We start from the raw sequence: 20,749 nt of genomic DNA, 5'->3' as shown, positions 1-20,749 counted from the left end.
GCCCTCATGCATATTGCGCCCCATGACAACCAGAACAAAGCCATCGTCGACGTCGACGACCCGCTGGTTCCACTAAATTATTTCAACATCGTCAAACTCAAGCGCGGAGAGGCGTTCGAATACCAGGTGCCGGGCTACGAGACCTGCATCGCCCCCGCCACCGGCTCCGTGGATGTGGACGTCGAAGGCGTGCAATTCGTCAAACTGGGCAACCGGGGCGAGGACGTGTGGGATGGTGAGCCAGAGGGCGTCTATGTCCCGGTTGGCGCCAAAACGCAGCTGGTCTGCGTGTCGGATGAGGCCGAGGTTTTCATCGCCGGGGCCAAGTATGACAAGGTTCTGGACCCGTTCGATGTGCGCGAGCATGACCTCGTGCAGTACGGCAGCGACGACACCAAAACGCATCGCAAGATCAAACATATCCTGGGGCAAAAACAACAGGACAAGGTCGGTCGCCTGTTGGTGAGTGAGCTGTTCACGGTTGGTCAGGGTGGCTGGTCGGGCTTCCCGAGCCACAAACACGACACCAACCGTCTGCCGGATGAGACGCGCCACGACGAGACCTATAACTTCCGCTTCAAACCCAACTGGGGCTCGGGCCTGCAGATGTTGCAGCGCGAAGACAATGAACCGGGCGATGCCTATCACATCGTCGATGGCTCGACCGTTTGTATCGACAAGGGCTATCATCCCTGCTGCGTATTGCCGGGCTATGAGATGTATTATTTCACCATCCTCGGCGGGCTGACGCAGCGATCGTTGGTGCAGTATTTCCAACCCACCCATGCCTATCAGGTCGAGACGATTCCGGGCATCAAAGACATGATCGCGAAGTTTAAATGACCCTTGTCACCCTGAAAGACGTCCTGCAGCCGGCTTATGAACAGGGCTATGCCGTAGGCGGTTTGGTAACCCTCGGCTGGGAGGATATGCGCGCCTATGTAGCCGCTGCCGAGGCCGAAAACGCACCGGTCATCCTGCAAGCCGGTCCCAGCTGTCGCGAACACACGCCCCTGCCCATCCTTGGTAAAATGTTCCGCCATCTGGCCGAGGGCGCCTCGGTCCCCGTGGTCGCGCATCTGGACCATGGTTACACGTATGAAGACTGTAAGATCGCGTTGGACAGCGGTTTTACGTCAGTGATGTTCGACGGGTCGCGTAAACCGCTGCAGCAGAATATCGACGAGACCGCCGCCATTGCTGAAATGGCTCATGCGGCTGGGATTTCCTGTGAAGGTGAGATCGGATTTGTCGGCTATTCCGGCGGAGAAGGCTCGAACGGAACTGACCCCGAGGAAGCCGCGCAATTCGCTCGTGAAACAGGCGTGGATGCGATGGCGATCTCGGTCGGGAATGTCCACCTGCAGCAGAACAAGGAAGGCGGTCTTGACGAAGACCGCATCGCCCGGATCGACGCGCTGACCGAGGTTCCGCTGGTTATCCACGGAGGCTCGGGCGTGCCGGTCGAGCAGCGCACGCGCTTGGCCAAAGGCACCTCGATCTGCAAATTCAACATCGGAACCGAGCTGCGCATAGCCTTTGGCAACGCCCTACGCCACGCTGTGAACAGCGACCCGGACCGGTTCGACCGCGTGACCATCCTGAAAGAGACCCACGATCCAGTAGAAGCCGCCGCCCGCGCCGTGATCCGGGCTTTCGGCGCGCCGCCGCAGGCATAACTCGATTTAGAGGTGAATGACTACGAAGCTTAACCCTGAGACCAGACAGATTGCCCTTCTCAGGCAGCGTTTGTGACCCTCTAGGATAGGAAACGGACCTTCGGCCTGCACGCGGTGAAAGAGGGAGAAGAGCCCATGTTGACCTTATGCCGTAGTTTGCACCAAGGTTCTCTTTGTTGAAAAAGCACATTTCAAGAGAAAACTATGGAAAGCACCCGCCCAAAAGAAGACTTTCCAACTATTGGGACCATAGAGAAACCAGCTATGTTTTTCGATGGTTATGATTTGCTGCTTAGCTACGATATTGCACCTGTAGCAGGTGGTGGTATTGCAATTCTCAAATTTTCAGACGTTATCCATTTCGAGCAAAACCCAACCAACGTGGAAGGATTGCGCAACGCACTGTATCCTACGAAAGCGTGGGACTTTACTGAAGTTTGCGGCAGCGAGCGCACAACAAAATGGAAAGCTCTATCGCCTCGTTTTTGGACCATATCTTTCAACGATGTCACTGTAGAGATTGTCTTTTCCGAAGTAAAAAAAGTGCATGAAACGAGACAGGTTTCAAAACCAATTAAAGAGTTAGCTCGTCTCCTTGCAACCCAGTAAATACCGGAAGCAATCGCTTGCTTAGTGGCGCTAAGTAGACATTGCTCGCTATTGATCAAACGCCCGTTTTGTACGCTCTGCTGCTTTTCAATGGAGCAATTTGGGGAGGCGGGTTCCTGCGAAGCTGCTCTTAGGTGCCAAACTATCTGTCAAAAATGGTCAAGTTGGTGCTCCATTTAGATTTTGGGCGACGGAAGATCAATTGGCTGGCCGGTGCCTAACGACCAGACGATGTGGCGAATCTACTAAATCGAGCCGCCTTCGACCATGAAATTCCCGGCGCTGCACATGGCGGCGTCGTCCGAGGCCAAAAATACCACCATCCGTGCCACGTAGACCGGGTCGATCGGGTCCGGTAGGCATTGGCGGTCAACCTGCTTCGCCAGCGCCTCGGGCGTGACCCACAGGTCTTTCTGGCGTTGGGTCATGATCCAACCGGGGACAACAGTGTTCACGCGGATCCGGTGACCCCCCAGCTCGCGTGCCATGGTCCGGGTGAGGCCATGAACCGCAGATTTGGCGGTGGCATAGGCAGGGAAACCTGCGCCGGCCTCCCACCAGGAATTCGACCCCAGATTGACGATGGAGCCTGCGCCCCGTTCGATCATTGCAGGGGCAACCGCCTGAATGGCAAAGAACATATGGCGGATATTGGTCGCCATACGTTCATCCCAATAGTCCGCAGTTACCTCGCGCCAGTCATGTCGGTCATCTTGTGCCGCGTTGTTGACCAGAACATGAGCGGGGCCCAGTTCCTCGGTCAGTTGCTCCAGCGCTTCGCGCAGCGCATCGATATTGCGCAGATCGCATTGGGCAAAGGCAAGCTCACCTTCCAGCTCCGCCAGCAACTCATGGCCTGCATCCGCGTTGAGGTCCAGAAACCCCACCTTGGCCCCCTGCGCAGCAAAGGCCCGAACCGTTTCGGCTCCGATCCCACCAGCCCCGCCGGTGATGAAAACGGTCTTGTCGTTCAGACTGGGGTAGGTGGCAAATTCTGGGGTCATCCGTCACGCTCCATGATCCATTCGACCTCGGGGGCCGCAACAAATCGCCATTTCCGCAAAGGTCCGGCCATGACGTTCAGGTAATACATCTCAAACCCATAGGGTGCTCCGCAAGGGTGATGGCCGCGCGGAACGGTCACAACATCGCCATCCGAGACCGCCATCGTCTCATCCAACTGGCCGTCATCAGTATAGACGCGCTGAATTCCGAACCCGTTTGCCGGGTTGAGGCGGTGGTAGTACGTTTCCTCAAGATAGGTGATACGCGGGAAGTCATCCTCATCATGGCGGTGACTGGGGTATGAGGACCAATGGCCGTTCGGGGTGAACACCTCGGTCACCAGCAAGCTATCGGCGTAGTCTTCATTCTCCATCGCGATATTGTTGATATGGCGTGTGTTCACGCCCTTGCCACGTTGGGTCAGAGTAATACCATCCGGCCCAATCCGCCGGGCCTGATGCCCGCCTTTGCCGGGGGCTGAGCAGACGGCGATGACGCAATCGGTTTCGGCCACGGCCTCCCATTCGGTGCCGTTGGGCAGATAAAGGCAATGAGGCGGTGATTTCTCGAACACATTCATCCGGTCGCCCAGAACGCCCCAATCCTGCCCGGCGCCGGTGATCTGTGCCTTGCCTTCGACCATGACCAGAATGACCTCACGATCTCCAGTGACCTCGGCCGCCTTGTCGCCCGCGCGCAGGTGGTAGAGGCCGAACCCGACATAACGCCACCCGGCGCTGGCTGGGGTGATGTCGTGGACCTTGCCACGGGTGCCGAATGGTTTCTTGAGCAAATCTGCCATATTGGTCTCCGGTTTTGGGCGGCCTTTCAGACCGCCCGGTTCTTATTTCAGGCGGATTGCCGTGTGGTCTGCGCCGAAAGCGCGTTCGATAGCTGCGCCTCAGACCACCCCTCGGCTACCGCGCGGCGCAGGATATCCGCCTGACTGTCCGGCGCATTCCCCCCGACCGGAGGGTCCGTGTCGAGATTGGTTGGGAAGGGATAACCTTCGGCGGTGGCGGCGATCGCGGCTTCAAGCTCTGCACTGGTCAGATCGCCCCGTTGTTTCAAAGCGTTGAGCGACGGAAACACCGCCTCGGACATCGCGCGGCGATCCACGGCCTCCATCGCTCGACCAAAACTCGAAGACACCTGTAGCAGGTTTGCCATGCGATGAATGTCTGCACTGCGGTTTTCGCCGGCTGCATGAAACAGCGCAGGGTTGAAGAACACGGCATCACCTTTCTGCAAAGGCAGCTGCACATAGTTTTCTTCGAAATGCGCGCGGTGATCCGTGTCGTGGAAGGCAAGATATCCGGGCGCATAAAGCTGCGAGAACGGAAGCAGCTTGGTTGGGCCAGACTCCACCGGCATATCGCAATGCGCTACTGCGCCCTGCAACGTCAGAGCTGCCGTCAGAAAATGCGCGTGCGCGGGATAGCGTGCTGCGCGGTCTGCCGTCTGAAACCCAAGATGATAGTCACGGTGCGCTTGCTGTGCCTGCCCGCCGGGACGCACCTGGTTGATCTGAGCCGTGACCTGATAGTTCGGGCCTAGCCAAGCCTCACACGCGGCGGCAATCGAGGTGTTTCCGAAATAGAGCGCAAAGCCCTCGGGATCGCGCAGGCACTGTTTCTGCAACGCGTTCCAGATCCGGTCATTGGCCCCAGAGGCCGCAAAGTGGTCGCCCTCACCCCCGCCGCCCTGACGTTCGTCTTCGATGATCTGGCGGAACACATCTGTGGCCCGGTCAATCACACTTGTATCCGGATACGCCTGTTTCAGGGCGATGACGCCTGCGGATTTGGCAAGAACCCAAGCCCATTCGGCCAGCAAGGCCTGCCGATTGTCTGCTTGCTCTAGTAGCGGACGCAAAGCCTGCATGTCATAGACGGGCACATTGTTTTCCACAGACGCAGCAAACGGCACCGCGTCCACCGAAAGGGTCTGTGAGGTCAACACCTTGAATTCATCCAGATCACAGGATTCCCGGTCAAAATAGCCGACATATCCGAGTTCTTGATTTACCATGACTTTCTCCTTTCTCATGGCTTCGGTGTTGCCCCTTGGGGCGGTGTGTTACGCGGTGATCTCCAATCCTGCCTTGCCGCAGACGTCAACGATGTGGTCGTAGCCCTTCTTAGAGTACTCATAGGGCGGCGCTTTGGCCGGGTCCTGTTCTGCCTCAACGACGATCCAACCGTCATAATCCATCGCTTTCAGCGCATTTGCGACCGCTTGGAAATCAATGCAGCCGTCACTGGGCACCGTGAACGCGCCTGCAATCACGGCGTCCAGGAAACTGCGGTTGTTTTCCCGCACATCCTGCACGACGGCCGGACGGATATCCTTGAAATGCACGTGATGCACGCGGTCGCCCCAACGGTTCAGGGTCGCTATTACGTCGCCACCGCCAAACAGCAGGTGACCGGTGTCAAAGCACAGCTTCACCTCGGGGCCTGAACCTTCCATCAACCAGTTCACGTCATCTTCGCTTTCAATGATCGTGCCCATGTGGTGGTGATAGGCCATTGGCATGCCCTGATCACCCATCCATTTTGCCAGTTCGGTCAGCTTGGCCGCGTAGGACAGCACCTCATCCTTCGACAGTTTCGGACGGTCATTGACCGGCGTCCCGATCTGGCCCTGAATTGTGTTGGAGCATTCGGCGTAAACGATGCACGGACTGTTCAACGCCACGAACTGTTCAACCTGTTCCCGTACCGCGTCTTGTTCCGACGCGAAGTCGTTGATCAGCGACGCACCGGAACACCAGCCGCCACAAAGCGCGATATCGTTGCCCTCAAGATAGGCGCGCAGCCCCTCGGTATCGCTGGGCATACGCTGGCCCCGTTCGACGCCGGTGTAACCAATCTGACGCGACTCCTGCAGCGCTTGTTCCATTGTGTATGCAGCGGTCAGGTCCGGCAGATCGTCATTCTGCCACGCGATCGGAGAGATCCCGATTTTCACGCTCATTTTGTGTTTCTTTCCTTGATGGCAACCTCATAGGCCGCGCGTTTTTCATTCACTTCAGGGCGGGTGCTGACCTCGGGCACCGCGACTTCCCACCATGTGCCGCCATATTCGGTAGAGGGGTACGGATCGGTGTCGATGACCACCACATAAGGCCCTGAGATGTCGCCGCGTTTGGCCAGCGCGTCCTCAAGCTCGGCGATCGAGCTGACCTTGACCGAGGTCGCCCCCATCGCCGCCGCATGCGCCGCGAAATCAATGTTCGAGGCGGTTTCGTGGACAGTGTGATCCAGCAGGTTGTTAAACTCGGCCCCGCCGGTGCCCATTTGCAGTCGGTTGATGCAACCAAAGCCCCGGTTGTCGGTGATCACAACGGTGAAGGACACGCCCATCATCGCCGCCGTCGCCATTTCCGAGTTCGCCATCATGTAGGTGCCGTCGCCCGTAAAGCAGATCACGTCGCGATCCGGTTGGGCCATCTTGATGCCCATGGCGCCTGCGATCTCATAGCCCATGCAGCTGAACCCGTATTCCATGTGATACGCCCCGGGTCGCGGCGCTTTCCACAGCTTGTGCAGCTCACCCGGCATTGTGCCAGCGGCACACATCACCACCGTGTCGTCATTCGAGGCGCGCTGAACTGCACCCACCACCTGCATATCAGTGGGCAGAGCGTTCCCGTCCCCCGGCGCATCTGTCAGCGCGTCAACCTTGCCAAACCAATCCGCTTTGAGTGTGTCGGCCACAGGATCAGCATTGTAGCCCTGCAGCGAAGCGCCCAGCTCCTGCAAGCCAACGCGCGCATCGGATTGCAACGGCATCGCGCCGTGTTTCTCGGCATCATAGGCGGCTGTGTTGAGGCAGACCATCTCGCGCGCGGGGTTTGAAAACAGGCCCCATGAGCCGGTCGTGAAATCCTGCAAGCGCGTGCCAACGGCCAGCACCAGATCGGCCTCGGCGCAGATGTCATTGGCAGGCTCACCGCCCGTCACACCAATTGGGCCGAGGTTCAGGGGATGATCCCAGGCCAAAGCGGATTTGCCGGCCTGCGTTTCTGTGATCGGAATGTTATGTGTCTCAGCAAAACTCTGCAGCGCATCCGTTGCGTCCGAATAGTGCACCCCACCGCCCGCAACGATAACCGGACGTTTGGCCGCTGAAATCGCGGCCACAGCGCGCGCCAGTTCGCCTTCATCCGGGCGAATACGGCGTTGGAACCACACGCGCGGTTCAAAGAAGCTTTCTGGGTAATCATAGGCCTCAGCCTGTACGTCCTGACAGAAGGCCAAAGTGACCGGCCCACAATCCGCCGGATCCGTCATCGTACGGAAAGCACGCGGCAGAGCAGTCAGCAGATGCTCGGGGCGCGAGATACGGTCATAGTAGCGGCTAACCGGGCGGAAACAGTCATTGGCGCTGATGGTGCCATCGCCAAAACTTTCGATCTGTTGCAACACCGGGTCCGGCCCGCGCGAGGCGAAGACGTCGCCCGGCAGCAGAAGAACCGGCAGGCGGTTGACATGGGCCAGCGCAGCAGCGGTGACCATATTGGTCGCACCCGGCCCGATGGACGAGGTCACCGCCATCGCCCGCGTGCGCCGCATCTGTTTGGCATAGGCAATCGCGCAATGCGCCATCGTCTGTTCATTGTGGCCGCGATAGGTTGGCAGCGTGTCTTTGACACCATGCAGCGCCTCACCCAGCCCGGCCACATTGCCATGGCCGAAAATGGCCCAGACACCTGCGATAAAAGGCTCTCCGGCCTCATTCATCTGCGCGCCCAGATAGCGCACCAAAGCTTGCGCTGCGGTCAGTCGGACGGTTTTGCCCATTGTGATCCCTTTCAACACAAGGCCAATTTGGCCAATTCTGCGATTTCGTTGGATGTCGGACCGGTTGGTCCAATTTTGGGGGAACGGTGTTAAACCGTTCCGCCCAGTGACCCTTCCAATTGGGCCAATTCCTGCCCTCCTGCCATCAGGTCCTGTAGTTCTTCAGGTGTGATCTCACCGCGTTTTGCGGTGCCCAGCGTTTTGCCCCGGTTCAGCACGGTAAAGCGGTCGCCGACGGCCAGCGCGTGGCGCACGTTGTGGCTGATGAAAACCACACCGACGCCTTGGCTGCGCACCTTGTCGATGGTCGCCAGCACGTTCGAAGTTTGCCGCACCCCAAGGGCCGAGGTTGGCTCGTCCAAAATCAGAATCTTAGCACCGAAATGAACCGCGCGCGCAATCGCAACCGTCTGGCGTTCCCCTCCAGACAGGGTGCCCACAGCCTGATCCGGGCCACGCAGGTTGATGCCCATCTTGCGCATCTCTTCCATAGTGATTTCGTCAGCCAGTTTCTTATCGAAGAAGCTGATTCCCGCCACTTTGCGCGTAGGTTCGTTACCCATAAAGAAATTGCGGCTGACACTCATCAGCGGGATCATGGCCAAATGCTGATGCACTGTTGCGATCCCCGCTGAAATAGCATCGCGCGGGTCTTCAAAATGCATCGGCTTGTCTTCGAAGAAAATCTCGCCCGAAGTTGGTTTGTGAACGCCCGACATCGTCTTGATGAAAGTCGACTTGCCTGCACCATTGTCGCCGAGAAGACAGTGGCATTCCCCCGGTTTAAGATCAAAGCTGACGCCGGCCAGCGCAATCACCGAGCCGAAGTGTTTCTGGATGTCGACCATACGAATGATCGGCTTGTTATCCTGCACGTCCCCATGGTGGAACTTGGTATCATCAGTCATCTCAGTGTTCTCCTGTGATGATGCGGCGGATATAGGTGTTCAGGATTACGGCACCCAACAAGATGATCCCCAAGAAGACCCTAAACAATGAGCTTTCTACGCCGGCAAAGAACAGCCCCTGCTGTACCACGCCAAAAATCAAAGCGCCCAAAGCAGCCCCCAGAACCGAGCCATATCCGCCGGTTAGCAGCGCGCCGCCAATTACAACCGCAATAATCGCTTCAAACTCCTTAAGCAAACCACGGTCCGCGCCAGCCGAGCCGAACTCCATAACCTGACAAGTTGCGAAGACCGTGGCGCAGAAGGCGGTGAACATGAACATCAGTATTTTGACTTTGTTCACTGGCACGCCTGAATTTCGCGCTGCCTCGGCGTCGCCACCCGCTGCGAAAATCCAGTTACCAAACTTGGTTTTGGTAAGCAGTACGTGACCAAAAATAATGATACCAATGGCCCAGACAATCAGCATGGGAATACCGTCAACAACAGGCTGACCCGCGCGCGTTCCACGCTCGAACGTTTCGATCAAGCCGTTTTCGCCAAGCCAGGTGAAGAACCCTTGTCCGACTTTGCCACCGAAGATCGATGCCAGCCAGTCACCTTCCGCGACGTCTTTGATTCCGCCGATGATCGTCTTCCGCTCAATGGTTTGCGGCAGATAAATGGTGAAGCCGCGTAGGATAAACAGAAAGGCCAAAGTCACGATAAAGCTGGGCAGGCCAGTTCGCACCACGATAAAACCGTTCAAGGCCCCAATCGACACGCAGAGAGCAAACGTCACAATTATAGCCATCCACACGGGCCAGCTGAGTGTGACTGAGAAGATCGCGATCATCATCCCGGCAAAGCCGATCATCGAACCGACCGATAAGTCAAATTCGCCTGCGATCATGAGCAGGCACGCCCCTACGGCAATGATCATGAACTGCGCCGAAACGATTGACCAGTTCAGCACACCCTGACTGGTGAACATGCCACTATCGAAGGCAAACAACAGAAAAAACGTGAATACGGCGACGGTGCCGACAATTCCACCCAGCTCTGGGCGGATCAGAGCACGGCGCAGCGGCGAGATCTCTTTGATCCGTTCATCTTCAACTGCTGTGGATTGAGCTGACTCAGACATTGTGGTCCTCCCCTCGCGGGTGATCCAGAAAATTTGGAAGTAGGATTGAGCGGGCGTCCTAGCACGCCCGCTCAGTTAAGAAGATCAGCGGTATTCGCCCGCGAATTCTTCGATTTTCTCCAGGCCGTCCGCGGTCACGAAACCGGGGCCAGAGTTGATGTTGTTGCCTGGCAGAACGCCGTAACGGTGGTAGTTAGTGAGAACAACAACCGGCAGGTAGGCCTGCAGGAACGGCTGTTGGTCGATTCCCCACTGAATGGTACCGTCCTTGATGGCTTTGACAATCTCGCCACCCAGATCGAACGTGCCAAAATAAATGTCACCGGCCATGCCGTTCTCTTGAAGCGCCAAGATGGTTGGATCGGCAGAGGTCGGGCCAAGCGTCAAAACAGCGTCCGTCTCTGGGTTCGCCGACAGGTAGGCCAGAACGCGGTTCTTAATCTCCGCCGGGTCCTGTCCCGCGTCGATCATCTGTTCACCAAGTTCAATACCCAGGCCGTCCGCGAAGCCCTGGCAACGCTCTTGGCTGGATGGTTGGACGATATAGTGGTTCACACAAAGGAAAGAGCCAATGCCGTCACCTTTCGCCCGAAGACCAGCCGCGTAGCCGGCGTCGTATTCGGGCTGCCCGACATACATCAGGGCGCCAACTTCGCGCGCCTTGTCGGGTGTCCCAGTGTTCATAATGATCACGTCGATCCCGGAATCTACAGCAGCTTTGATCGGGCCTTCGAGAATATCCGGGTCAGCCAACGTGGTGATGATACCATTGGGACCGGAGGCCGCAGCCTGATCAATGATGCGCGCCATATCCGCAAGGTCACCAGTGGGCGGGTTGCGATATTCCACCTCGACACCCATCTGCTCACCGGCCAAAGCGATACCGTTCTTGATCGTGTTCCACCAACTGTCACTGTCAGGGGCATGGCTGACCAGGATGTACTTTTCGCCTTCAGCCGCGGCACCGCTTGCGGCCGCCACCGCGACAGCACTGGCCATCAGTACTCGTTTCACAAACTTGTTCATTTGGTTTCCTCCCATAAAACCGTCTGTTTTCGTCCTAGGCTATCAGCCCCATTTATTCGGTTGGGCCGAATCTGTATTGCCCGGGTCAGTATCCGAGCTGTTTTCAGTTTGAAGAAATTCAATCATTTTGCAACCGGTTTCAAAACTTCAGCCAGATGAACCGGCCTACCGGACTGCGCCGATATCGTTGCCGCCTCGGCCATTGCGAGGGCTGCGACCCCATCTTCCAGCGAGACCGGAACCTGCGTGCCCGAGGCCGCTGCCTCCACAAAAGCGGCCCATTCCGCCTGGTAGGCAGGCATGTAGCGTTCCAGAAAGAAATAGGTCGGTTTAGCGCCGACAACGCCGGAAGAGGTCGATTTGACAACCGTGTTTTCCAGCATGTTCTGCGCCTGCAGAAGACCTTCGGAACCCAGCAACTCGACCCGCTGATCATAGCCATAGGCTGCCCGGCGTGAATTCTTGATGACCGCGATACGACCATCCGCGTAAGTCATTGTGACAACGGCGGTATCCACGTCTCCGGCCGCGCCGATTTCTGGGTCGACGATCGACGCGCCGACAGCGGAAATCGTCGTCGGAACCCCACCCATCAGGAAATTCGCCATGTCGAAATCGTGGATCATCATGTCCCGGAAAAGGCCGCCCGAAACCTTGACATAGCTCACCGGCGGCGGAGCTGGGTCAAACGAGGTGACCGACAGCAATTCGGCCTTGCCGATCTCGCCTGCATCCACAGCTGCTTTCAATGCCGAAAAGCTGGGATCAAACCGACGGTTGAAACCAATCATCACGGGCTGACCATGAGCCGCAACCGACTGCAGGCAGGAAATGGCCCGCTGGAGGTTGAGATCCACGGGTTTTTCGCACAAAACCGCTTTACCCGCCGCTGTTGCGGCTTCGATCAGGTCCGAATGCGTGTCGGTCGGCGTCGCGATCAGCACCGCGTCAATTTCAGAATCAGCTATGATCTGGTCCGAGGCTCGAGCCTCGGCGCCGTGCTCAAGGGCCAGATCCTCGGCCGCCTGAGCCATGGCATCCGAGACCGCAAATAGCACACTGCCCGGATGGGCCGAAATCGCCCGCGCATGCACCCGCCCGATCCGTCCGGCACCCAGCAACCCAACCTTCAACATCCAAACCCTCGAATCCTGTTATCTGGCGCAACAATGGATTTTTTTGCAACCGGTTGCAATAACTTTATAACCGGGCCACCGATCAAGGTCTGCTTGCGATGCAATCGGCACCGCAACAACAATTGAATTCGCGAAGCTTCAATAAGCCTGACGCTCAAGATGACGTGAATTGGTCGAGGCCAAGAACCACCCTAGGGTGCGTCGCGAATGGTCTGTTCGGGCAGCTCAAAGCAATAGTAAACATGATGGGTGTGTGATGGTTCTACGAAGTTTCTTTTCGATCGACAGCGAAAACATGATGGTCACGTCCAGCCCCAGCGCTGGGATTGTAGGCACACCGATCCGCAACAACTCGGACACGCCGACTGGAACCGTTTTTCAATATACTTCGGGTGGGGGAACCACGGTCACCGTGGGTGACACCTCGGGCACTCCGGATGTGTTCGAAGATGATCAGGCCTTCAGCCATACCATAACCGATGGCGGCGGGATTGTAGCCAACGGAACGCCCGTTGAATCCGAATCCTTCATCGACATTCGGCAACTTGACGAAAACGGCCTAGAGACCGGCCCTGTCATCCGGCTGTATGTCTTTTCGCAAAGCGGCGTGACTTCGGATGTCTGGGGTTTTGCAGCCTCAGAGCGGCTGATAGATGGGGCGTCCTATTTCAAGGTTGCGGGATCAAATACGGGGTCTTCGCTGTATTCGGACTATGTGGCTTGCTTTGCTGAGGACACATTGATCGAAACAGCCGACGGTTCGGTTCCCGTGCAGCAGATCCACGTCGGTCAAAAGGTCTGGACACGGGACAACGGCCTGCAGCCAGTTCTGTGGATCGGGAGCACATCCGTTCCGGCAACCGGGCGCTTTGCCCCTGTGGTCTTTGCCCCCAACACGCTGGGGAACCCGAGACAACTAGTCGTCTCGCAGCAGCACCGGATGATGATCGACACCAGCGTAGCCGAGCTTCTGTTTGGCGCGCCCCACGCATTGGTGGCAGCCAAGTTCCTATGCGGCATGGACGGAGTATCGATTCGCGAAGGCGGGCATGTCAGCTATTGGCATATTATGTTCGATCAGCATCAGATCATCAGATCTGAAGGCGTCCTTAGCGAGAGTTTTTTTGTGACCCCGACTTCGATCGGAGCGCTGGATCGCCCGCAGCGCGCTGAAATACTGTCACTTTTCCCCGAGCTGCGGGTAACTTCCGACGCTTATGGGCCGACGGCTGCACCCATTCTGAAACCACATGAAGCGGCTGTTCTCAGGTCCCATCTATCCCGTTTGAACACCACAGGATCCCGCGTAGCGGCACAGTAACTACGGGAATCCCCCAATTTCGCGCGCTGTGCGCATTTGTTAATCATTGGTTACTGATTTACCTACCACTCAGTAACCCTCTAAAGAAGGGCTGGCGCGACCCCCTCAGCCAGCCCTTCTGACCCTTCCCGCCAAAACGAACTACAGGTCGGACAAGCCGTGCGTTTGATTTGAGTGAAAATGGCGATCCCTGAAGGACTCGAACCCTCAACCTGCTGATTAGAAGTCAGCTGCTCTATCCAGTTGAGCTAAGGGACCGCTGCGCCCTTCTTGCTGGTTTTAAGGGCGGGGTTCAAGAGCCAAGCGCATGAAGGCGCTGTTTGGATCCTCTTCATACCCATGGATCGGGCCGCAATAGGAATAACCCAGCGCCTCATAGAGCTTACGCGCAGCCGCATAATCCGGCAGATGTGCCGCACCCGTTTCAAGCACAAGCGCCTTTGTGCCCTCATTGGCTGCAAGATCGGCAAGATGCGCCATCATCATCCGCGCCAGACCGCGCCCGCGTGCGGCTTCGACAACGTGAACGGATTTCACTTCGGCCGTACCATCTGGCAGCGTCTTCAACGCGCCGCAGCCCAAGGCGCGACCCTCTTCGAAAAGACCCCAGAAGCGGATGCCGTCACCCGACAAGGCGTCGGGTCCCATGGTATGATTGCTTTCCGCCGGACCCGCTTGTTCGCTATGGGCAAAATGCGCCTCAATAACAGGGCGCAAGACATCCGACATGGGATCGGCCAGTCGAATTTCGATCATTTAGTGCGTCCAGGGACTGCGACGGTCCGTTGCGAAGTTCTCGCCATACCCACGCGGACGCAGGTTGGGCTTGCGCTTGTGCGGCTCGCTGACCTGCACGTCGATACCATTGTCCTTGGCGTAATCCAGCGCCTCCTCCTTGGTATCGAATTTCAGGCGCACCTGGGTCTGGGTGTCATCGGATGAGGTCCAGCCCATCAGCGGATCAACTTCACGCGAAGACGCAGGCGCATATTCCAAAACCCACTTGCGGGTCTCGGCCATGCCAGAGGTCATCGCATTCCGCGAAGGCTGGTAAATCCGTGCGCGCATCTCGCCTCTCCGTACTCACTTGGCTGGCTTTGTTTATGCGTCACAGCATCCATTCGGACAAGTCCGCAATTGTCGCAATTGCGTGCAATGGAAATGCCCCCTTGAACCGGAACAAAAACAGATCAAAATCAGGCGCGAAAGGAATCCCCCCTCAATGGCCTATGCTCATTCCGACAAGACCCAGCTGACCTCAGAAGACGTCCGCGCCCGCCTCAAGCTTGAGGGCGGCAAGGCGTTCGTGATGCACACCGATTTTGCGCCTGCCGGGGACCAGCCCACAGCCATCAAAGAGCTGGCGGGCGGCGTTCTGGACGGCGAGCGCGATCAGGTTCTGCTTGGCGCGACCGGCACGGGCAAGACCTTCACCATGGCTAAGGTGATCGAGGAAACGCAGCGCCCCGCCATCATCCTTGCACCCAACAAGACACTGGCCGCGCAGCTGTACGGCGAATTCAAAGGCTTCTTCCCCGAAAACTCAGTCGAGTATTTCGTATCTTACTACGACTACTACCAGCCCGAGGCCTACGTGCCGCGCTCGGACACGTATATCGAGAAAGAATCGCAGATCAACGAACAGATCGACCGGATGCGCCACTCGGCAACGCGCGCGCTGCTTGAACGCGATGACGTGATCATCGTCGCCTCGGTGTCCTGCATCTACGGTATTGGCTCGGTCGAGACCTACGGGGCGATGACGCAGGATCTGAAGGTCGGCAATGAATACGATCAACGGCAGGTCATGGCCGATCTCGTCGCCCAGCAATACCGCCGGAACGATCAGGCGTTTCAGCGCGGGTCCTTCCGGGTTCGGGGTGACTCGCTGGAGATCTGGCCCGCCCACCTCGAGGACCGCGCCTGGAAGCTGTCTTTCTTCGGCGAGGAACTGGAACAGATCACCGAATTCGACCCCCTGACCGGCGAACGCACGGCAACGATGGAGCAGGTGCGCGTCTACGCAAACTCGCACTACGTGACGCCGAAACCGACGATGCAGCAAGCGATCATCGGGATCAAAAAGGAACTGCGCATCCGGCTGGACCAACTGGTGGGCGAAGGCAAACTGCTGGAAGCCCAACGTCTGGAGCAACGCACCAATTTCGATCTGGAAATGCTGGAGGCCACCGGCGTCTGCAACGGGATCGAGAACTACTCGCGCTATCTGACCGGCCGCGCGCCGGGCGAACCGCCCCCGACCCTATTCGAATTCATCCCCGACAACGCCATCGTCTTTGCCGACGAATCCCACGTCTCCGTCCCGCAGATCGGCGGCATGTACCGGGGCGACTATCGGCGTAAATTCACACTGGCCGAACACGGGTTCCGCCTGCCCTCCTGCATGGACAACCGCCCCCTCAAGTTCGAGGAATGGGACGCGATGCGCCCGCAATCCGTGTTTGTCTCGGCCACCCCTGCGAAATGGGAGATCGAACAGACCGGCGGCGTTTTCACCGAACAGGTGATCCGCCCCACCGGCCTTCTGGACCCCGAGGTCGAAATCCGTCCCGTTTCGATGCAGGTCGACGACCTGCTGGACGAGGTGCGCAAGGTCTCGGCCAATGGCTTCCGCACGCTGGTCACGACCCTGACCAAACGTATGGCCGAGGACCTGACCGAATACCTTCACGAACAGGGCATCAAGGTCCGCTACATGCATTCGGATATCGACACGCTGGAACGGATCGAAATCCTGCGCGACCTGCGGCTGGGGGCGTTCGACGTGCTGGTCGGTATCAACCTTCTGCGCGAAGGGCTCGACATTCCCGAATGTGGGCTGGTCGCCATTCTTGACGCGGATAAAGAAGGCTTCCTACGGTCCGAGACCTCTCTGGTCCAGACCATTGGCCGTGCTGCGCGGAACGCTGATGGTCGGGTGATCATGTATGCCGACAAGATCACCGGCTCGATGGAGCGCGCCCTGAACGAGACCAACCGCCGCCGTGCCAAGCAGATCGCCTATAACGAGGAACACGGCATCACGCCCGAAACGGTGAAGAAGAATGTCGAGGACGTTCTGGCCGGTCTCTACGAAGGCGATGTCGACATGAACCGCGTCACCGCCACCATCGACAAGCCGATGCACGGTGCCAATCTCGAGGCCCATTTGGACGGCCTGCGCGAGAAGATGCGCAAAGCCGCCGAGAACCTGGAATTCGAAGATGCCGCCAACATCCGGGATGAGATCAAACGTCTGGAAGCGGTCGACCTCGCCGTCGCCGACGACCCCATGGCGCGCCAATGGGCGGTCGAGAAAGCCTCGGAAGACGCAGTGAAATCACGCGGACGGTCAACGGCCGGACGGCCGGGGCAGCGGGGTGGTAATGTGAAGAGGCGCAAGCGGTGACGCTCAGCCCTTGAAACGATTGGTTCTATGCCAATTCAAAAACTTCTCGTGCGGACGTAGCGTAAATGTGTCTGGAACGATCAGTTCTCGTTCAGGTGTAAACAACCTGTCGGCCACTGGTGCAGCAACGCTGTCTTTAGCGATTAGTATCGAGAGATCTTCATCTACCGATAGCAAACCACGATCAAACATCCAATGAATTGTTCCCGATAGAGCCATACCATTTTTAACACTGTCTGGCCCGTTTTCACTCACGGGAACAATGTGTGCGGCCTCGACTTCCGGGCGCCCACTTCCGTTTCGCAATTCCAATCCTGACATTGCGCAACGAGCTTGATAGGCTCGCTTAACTTGCCTAGCGAAACTGGCATCTCGAAAGGCTCTTGAAGTTAGAATTCTCTCGCGTACCTCAGAGAAATTACTTGGAACATGAAACGGAGCTTGGATATCTGAAAAGCCGTCATGACGAGGAATTGCTTCAGCGTCACTCACCTCTCTCATTCCTTCATTCACTATCCGAGAAAAGTCCGCGTCTGATATCAGTCTGACCGCTGAGGCATTCACGCCTCCAGAGGGTGGAAGCCCGCTTTCATACGTATTGCCCAATGGATCGACGCGCGGCACTTCGTTTTCGAAATCTAACAAAGTACTGCGATCTAGGATGGCGTATGCATGTGTGGCATCTGCGGGATCGTCGACTACTTTCTCGACACGTTGGACAGCGTAATAACCTCGGTTCCCGCCCAGGCGGCCTGCGTAGAATATTACCCAGTCTCCAACTGTCTGCGCGACGCGAGACATGTATTGCCGTTTCGGAAAATGGTATACTTCACCGGGTCGGTCTTTGTAGTGAGAATGCGACGAAGCAATGAAGACAGCCTTAACCATGTTGGGTAGTTACCAAATAGCGCCACACAATCAAGCGGCTGTGATATCCGTATGTATTGATTAGTTTCCAAGCTTTGCACTCCACCCTTGCAGCCCAGCGCCCTCTCCTCCACGTTTGAAATCACAAATTGTGATTCCAAACGGTTGCCATGACGAACCACAAAAACCTCCCCTCAACGCATGAGGTCCAAAGCGCCATTCACCGGGTGCGCGGCACCCGAGTGGTGCTGGCCGAAGATCTGGCGCAGTTCTACGGAAAATCCGTCAGCGCCTTCAATCAGGCCGTCTCGCGCAACAAGGACCTGTTCGAGGGCTACCGCTTTCAGCTGACCGACGCCGAGGTCGCCGATTTGCAATCACAGAATGTGATCTCAAAACCCAAAGGCCGCGGCGGGCGGCGGATCAACCCGTGGGTTTATACGGATTACGGCGTGGCCATCGCCTCGGCCCTGTTCAAGGACCCGCGCGCGATCAGGATCACCCGGATGATCACAGAGGCCTTTGTCGACGGTGCAAATGCGCTGGCCGAAACCCCGCGCAGCGTACCGGACATCCTGCCGCCCGAAGACGCCCCCACCCCGCTGCTGCCCAATGGCGCGCAACTGCGCGATCTGGCCGAAAACATCCTCGATTCCGGTAAGCAAAGCCTTGTTGACTATATCGCCAGCCCCAGCACCAATCGCAAGCAGGCCGTGGCGGCGATCTTGAAAACCCTGGCCGAAACCGCCAGCGAAGATGTCCGCACCCAGCAGGAACGCCTGCGACTGAGCATTGCCCAGCGCTTGGCCACCGGTGACTATGCTGACGATGATGACCGAAAGCGGCTGCTGGACTTGTTGAATGCAATGAAGGGTTAGCCCGTCACACACTTGCCAAAGGGCAATCTGCGGCTAGGTTCCATGCCATGCGCTTTGTCCTGCTCTCACTGCTGCTCGGCAGCCCCGCCTATGCGTGGAACGCCACGATTGGCGATATCTGCACGTTGACACACGAAACCGAAGCAGAGGAGATCCGGCTCACTTACGATCCGGCGCAGCCGCTCTATACCCTCGAAATCACACGCCGCGCCGAAGGCTGGACGCAAACGCCGTGGTTTGCCATGCGGTTTGAAGGCCCAAACTCGATTGAGATCGGAACGCCACGACACAAGCTGTCGGACGATGCGATGTCCTTGTTCGTCTCAGACACCGGTTTTGGCAACGTCTTGGATGGCCTTGAGTTTAACCAAACAGCCTATGCCTTCACGCAAGACCACCTGAGTGAATTCTCACTGGAAGGTGCAGCGCCAGAGGTGCGCAAGTTTCGCACCTGTGCAGCGTCTCTGCTCTCGTAGCATTGCCTGAAGTGGCGCGGATCGGCCTCCGATCAAACGTGCGTTCAGCCTTTGTCCCAATGGGCAATCACGTCAAAACCTGCTGGGGTTGGCGGCGCTTCCATGAACTCGGCGAAATGCCCCCAAAGCTCGGCCACTTTTGGAGCGTTTGCGTTCGAGATATCCTCACTTTCGACCACCGAGATCACATATCCGGTCCCATCCTCGTTCATCACGTTGGTAAAACAGTGCATGCCGGGCATGCCCATGATTTCAGATTTCAATTCGTTCATCTTCGCCGTGGCCGCCTCGCGCGTGCCGGGCTTCATTTTAAATTGAGTTACGCGTGCAAACATCTTTGTCCTCCCAAGCTGGGCAAAATTGCCCGATGGAGGCACCAAACTGGTACCAACGCCGTGCATCATAGCATGAACTGGCAGATTCCCGCAGCGTCACAGGCCAAGCGGTCGCGGAGGTAACGGCCCTCAACCCACGGGTTTTAGGGCTTGATGAACTTGGCGTTGCCCAAGGACCTTTGGTTGGCGGTTGTTTCGCGGGGCGTGGTCGTACTTGGCGAGGGGGCCGTTTGACGCTGCGCCACATCCGGTCCACAGGCCACTCCATCACCGTCGGGGTCGTTGCGCGGATGATAGCCCGCATAACCTTCGTAAAAGGTGCCGAACCCAACGGCCCGAGAGGCATCGCAGCCGGCCAGCGCGATCAGATGGACCATAGCTTCATCCCGACCATAGTCCGAAAGGCGCACGAACATGTTGAAAGAGATCAACGCGACGGTCAGCGGCAGGCACAGAACCATAAGCAGAATACGCACCGGAGAGAGTGCGCGTCGCCGGGCGGCTTCAGCCCGGCGCTGACGTTTGGTCGACAAGGGTTCGTCCAGATTGGATTTGCGAAACATCATGCCATCGCGATACAGGGACTTTGTGGCGAAGCCGAGGCAGAACACGGCTCGCACACAAAGATCAGCGGGTATAGGATTACCCTCACGCTCACCAATGCGAGGCACAATGCCAACCAAAGACCCCTACCAACCGCTGGACGAAACCGCCCGGGGCCTGATCCGCGAATTGATGGATGAGGCGACTCATGCTGCGCTCGCCGTTCTGAGACCGAGCACCGCTTTGCCATCAGTATCGCGAATTGCGCTGGCAACAGACGCCAAGGGGCAGCCGATCTCGTTGATTTCAAGCCTGTCGGATCATAGCCGGGCGCTACAGAACAACCCTGCCTGCGCCCTTCTGATCGGGGATCCAGGCCCTAAGGGGGATCCGCTGACGCATCCTCGGCTGACCTTGCACGCGACGGCTCGTTTGGTTGCAAGGGGAACGGCGCATCATGACAACCTCCGCCAGAGGTATCTGTCACTGCGCCCCAAGGCTAAACTCTATGCAGATTTCGCCGATTTCAGCTTTGTCCGCTTTGAGATTGAAGATGGGCTGCTGAACGGCGGGTTTGGCAAAGCTTACCGCGTCGAAGCTACAGACATCTGACACCGGGACAC

22 protein-coding genes and 1 tRNA gene are annotated in these 20,749 nt (G+C 57.6%); 8 read left to right on the top strand and 15 right to left on the bottom strand.

The genetic code is table 11. From position 1 onward, the window contains the following. The first annotated feature begins 6 nt into the window (after nucleotides 1-6). The 3 genes from ACR0JF_RS12230 (at nucleotide 7) to ACR0JF_RS12220 (ending at nucleotide 2,288) form a co-directional block, all read left to right on the top strand. On the top strand, nucleotides 7-843 hold the full coding sequence (locus ACR0JF_RS12230) for a 5-deoxy-glucuronate isomerase (RefSeq protein WP_170661112.1): 837 nt from the start codon (nucleotides 7-9) through the stop codon (nucleotides 841-843). Further along, a complete protein-coding gene (locus tag ACR0JF_RS12225; protein ID WP_170661113.1) occupies nucleotides 840-1,679 on the top strand; it encodes a class II fructose-bisphosphate aldolase in 840 nt (279 codons plus the stop codon). The genes ACR0JF_RS12230 and ACR0JF_RS12225 overlap by 4 nt, the downstream gene beginning before the upstream one ends. A 204-nt stretch (nucleotides 1,680-1,883) precedes the next feature. Further along, on the top strand, nucleotides 1,884-2,288 hold the full coding sequence (locus tag ACR0JF_RS12220) for a hypothetical protein (RefSeq protein ID WP_170661114.1): 405 nt from the start codon (nucleotides 1,884-1,886) through the stop codon (nucleotides 2,286-2,288). 245 nt (nucleotides 2,289-2,533) lie between these two features. Here ACR0JF_RS12220 and ACR0JF_RS12215 read toward each other — a convergent pair whose 3' ends face one another. From ACR0JF_RS12215 to iolG, 9 genes are all read right to left on the bottom strand, one after another. Next, entirely contained in the window at nucleotides 2,534-3,292 is a 759-nt protein-coding gene (locus tag ACR0JF_RS12215; protein WP_170661115.1) for an SDR family oxidoreductase, read from the bottom strand. After that, on the bottom strand, nucleotides 3,289-4,095 hold the full coding sequence (iolB, locus tag ACR0JF_RS12210; protein WP_170661116.1) for a 5-deoxy-glucuronate isomerase: 807 nt from the start codon (nucleotides 4,093-4,095) through the stop codon (nucleotides 3,289-3,291). Before iolB ends, ACR0JF_RS12215 begins: the two co-directional genes overlap by 4 nt. A gap of 47 nt (nucleotides 4,096-4,142) precedes the next feature. After that, nucleotides 4,143-5,324, bottom strand: coding sequence for a phytanoyl-CoA dioxygenase family protein (locus ACR0JF_RS12205; protein WP_170661117.1), 1,182 nt, complete (start codon nucleotides 5,322-5,324; stop codon nucleotides 4,143-4,145). Between the two features lie 48 nt (nucleotides 5,325-5,372). Next, nucleotides 5,373-6,272 (bottom strand): myo-inosose-2 dehydratase, encoded by a 900-nt coding sequence (iolE, locus tag ACR0JF_RS12200; RefSeq protein WP_170661118.1) that lies wholly within the window; start codon nucleotides 6,270-6,272, stop codon nucleotides 5,373-5,375. Then, on the bottom strand, nucleotides 6,269-8,101 hold the full coding sequence (gene iolD, locus ACR0JF_RS12195; protein WP_170661119.1) for a 3D-(3,5/4)-trihydroxycyclohexane-1,2-dione acylhydrolase (decyclizing): 1,833 nt from the start codon (nucleotides 8,099-8,101) through the stop codon (nucleotides 6,269-6,271). The genes iolE and iolD overlap by 4 nt, the downstream gene beginning before the upstream one ends. A gap of 89 nt (nucleotides 8,102-8,190) precedes the next feature. Next, a complete protein-coding gene (locus ACR0JF_RS12190; RefSeq protein ID WP_170661120.1) occupies nucleotides 8,191-9,009 on the bottom strand; it encodes an ATP-binding cassette domain-containing protein in 819 nt (272 codons plus the stop codon). Between the two features lies 1 nt (nucleotide 9,010). Further along, a complete protein-coding gene (locus ACR0JF_RS12185) occupies nucleotides 9,011-10,135 on the bottom strand; it encodes an ABC transporter permease (protein WP_170378785.1) in 1,125 nt (374 codons plus the stop codon). 84 nt (nucleotides 10,136-10,219) lie between these two features. Beyond that, nucleotides 10,220-11,161: a sugar ABC transporter substrate-binding protein gene (locus ACR0JF_RS12180; protein ID WP_170378787.1), complete on the bottom strand. Its 942-nt coding sequence runs from the start codon at nucleotides 11,159-11,161 to the stop codon at nucleotides 10,220-10,222. Nucleotides 11,162-11,283: 122 nt separating this feature from the next. Beyond that, nucleotides 11,284-12,297: an inositol 2-dehydrogenase gene (gene iolG, locus ACR0JF_RS12175; protein ID WP_170661121.1), complete on the bottom strand. Its 1,014-nt coding sequence runs from the start codon at nucleotides 12,295-12,297 to the stop codon at nucleotides 11,284-11,286. Between the two features lie 256 nt (nucleotides 12,298-12,553). On the opposite strand from iolG, the gene ACR0JF_RS12170 reads away from it, so the two are divergent. After that, nucleotides 12,554-13,618 carry a Hint domain-containing protein gene (locus tag ACR0JF_RS12170; RefSeq protein ID WP_170661122.1) on the top strand — a complete coding sequence of 355 codons (1,065 nt, stop codon included), beginning with the start codon at nucleotides 12,554-12,556 and terminating at the stop codon, nucleotides 13,616-13,618. A 181-nt stretch (nucleotides 13,619-13,799) separates the two neighbouring features. Here the strand turns inward: ACR0JF_RS12170 and ACR0JF_RS12165 are convergent. The 3 genes from ACR0JF_RS12165 to ACR0JF_RS12155 form a co-directional block, all read right to left on the bottom strand. Next, a tRNA-Arg gene (locus tag ACR0JF_RS12165) sits at nucleotides 13,800-13,876 on the bottom strand. A 21-nt stretch (nucleotides 13,877-13,897) separates the two neighbouring features. Further along, nucleotides 13,898-14,374 carry a GNAT family N-acetyltransferase gene (locus ACR0JF_RS12160; RefSeq protein ID WP_170661123.1) on the bottom strand — a complete coding sequence of 159 codons (477 nt, stop codon included), beginning with the start codon at nucleotides 14,372-14,374 and terminating at the stop codon, nucleotides 13,898-13,900. Further along, nucleotides 14,375-14,686: an ETC complex I subunit gene (locus ACR0JF_RS12155; RefSeq protein WP_170661124.1), complete on the bottom strand. Its 312-nt coding sequence runs from the start codon at nucleotides 14,684-14,686 to the stop codon at nucleotides 14,375-14,377. A 154-nt stretch (nucleotides 14,687-14,840) separates the two neighbouring features. On the opposite strand from ACR0JF_RS12155, the gene uvrB reads away from it, so the two are divergent. Next, entirely contained in the window at nucleotides 14,841-17,027 is a 2,187-nt protein-coding gene (gene uvrB, locus ACR0JF_RS12150) for an excinuclease ABC subunit UvrB (RefSeq protein WP_170661125.1), read from the top strand. A gap of 3 nt (nucleotides 17,028-17,030) precedes the next feature. On the opposite strand, the gene ACR0JF_RS12145 is transcribed toward uvrB, so the two are convergent. Then, nucleotides 17,031-17,519: an HNH endonuclease gene (locus tag ACR0JF_RS12145; protein ID WP_480669369.1), complete on the bottom strand. Its 489-nt coding sequence runs from the start codon at nucleotides 17,517-17,519 to the stop codon at nucleotides 17,031-17,033. A 545-nt stretch (nucleotides 17,520-18,064) separates the two neighbouring features. On the opposite strand from ACR0JF_RS12145, the gene ACR0JF_RS12140 reads away from it, so the two are divergent. Then, nucleotides 18,065-18,772 carry an ORF6N domain-containing protein gene (locus ACR0JF_RS12140; RefSeq protein ID WP_170661127.1) on the top strand — a complete coding sequence of 236 codons (708 nt, stop codon included), beginning with the start codon at nucleotides 18,065-18,067 and terminating at the stop codon, nucleotides 18,770-18,772. 47 nt (nucleotides 18,773-18,819) lie between these two features. Beyond that, nucleotides 18,820-19,248, top strand: a complete 429-nt coding sequence (locus ACR0JF_RS12135) for a hypothetical protein (RefSeq protein ID WP_170661128.1) — start codon at nucleotides 18,820-18,822, stop codon at nucleotides 19,246-19,248. 44 nt (nucleotides 19,249-19,292) lie between these two features. Here ACR0JF_RS12135 and ACR0JF_RS12130 read toward each other — a convergent pair whose 3' ends face one another. Next, a complete protein-coding gene (locus ACR0JF_RS12130) occupies nucleotides 19,293-19,583 on the bottom strand; it encodes a hypothetical protein (protein WP_170468737.1) in 291 nt (96 codons plus the stop codon). Nucleotides 19,584-19,726: 143 nt separating this feature from the next. Further along, nucleotides 19,727-20,146, bottom strand: coding sequence for an excalibur calcium-binding domain-containing protein (locus tag ACR0JF_RS12125; protein WP_480669366.1), 420 nt, complete (start codon nucleotides 20,144-20,146; stop codon nucleotides 19,727-19,729). A gap of 109 nt (nucleotides 20,147-20,255) precedes the next feature. Between ACR0JF_RS12125 and ACR0JF_RS12120 the strand changes: the two genes are divergently transcribed. Further along, a complete protein-coding gene (locus tag ACR0JF_RS12120) occupies nucleotides 20,256-20,738 on the top strand; it encodes a pyridoxamine 5'-phosphate oxidase family protein (protein ID WP_170661129.1) in 483 nt (160 codons plus the stop codon). Nucleotides 20,739-20,749: the final 11 nt, after the last annotated feature.

It is taken from the genome of Ruegeria sp. BG11 (assembly GCF_056538565.1).
Note: the sequence above shows the minus strand (reverse complement) of the source record. Positions and strands in the feature narration are given on the sequence as shown.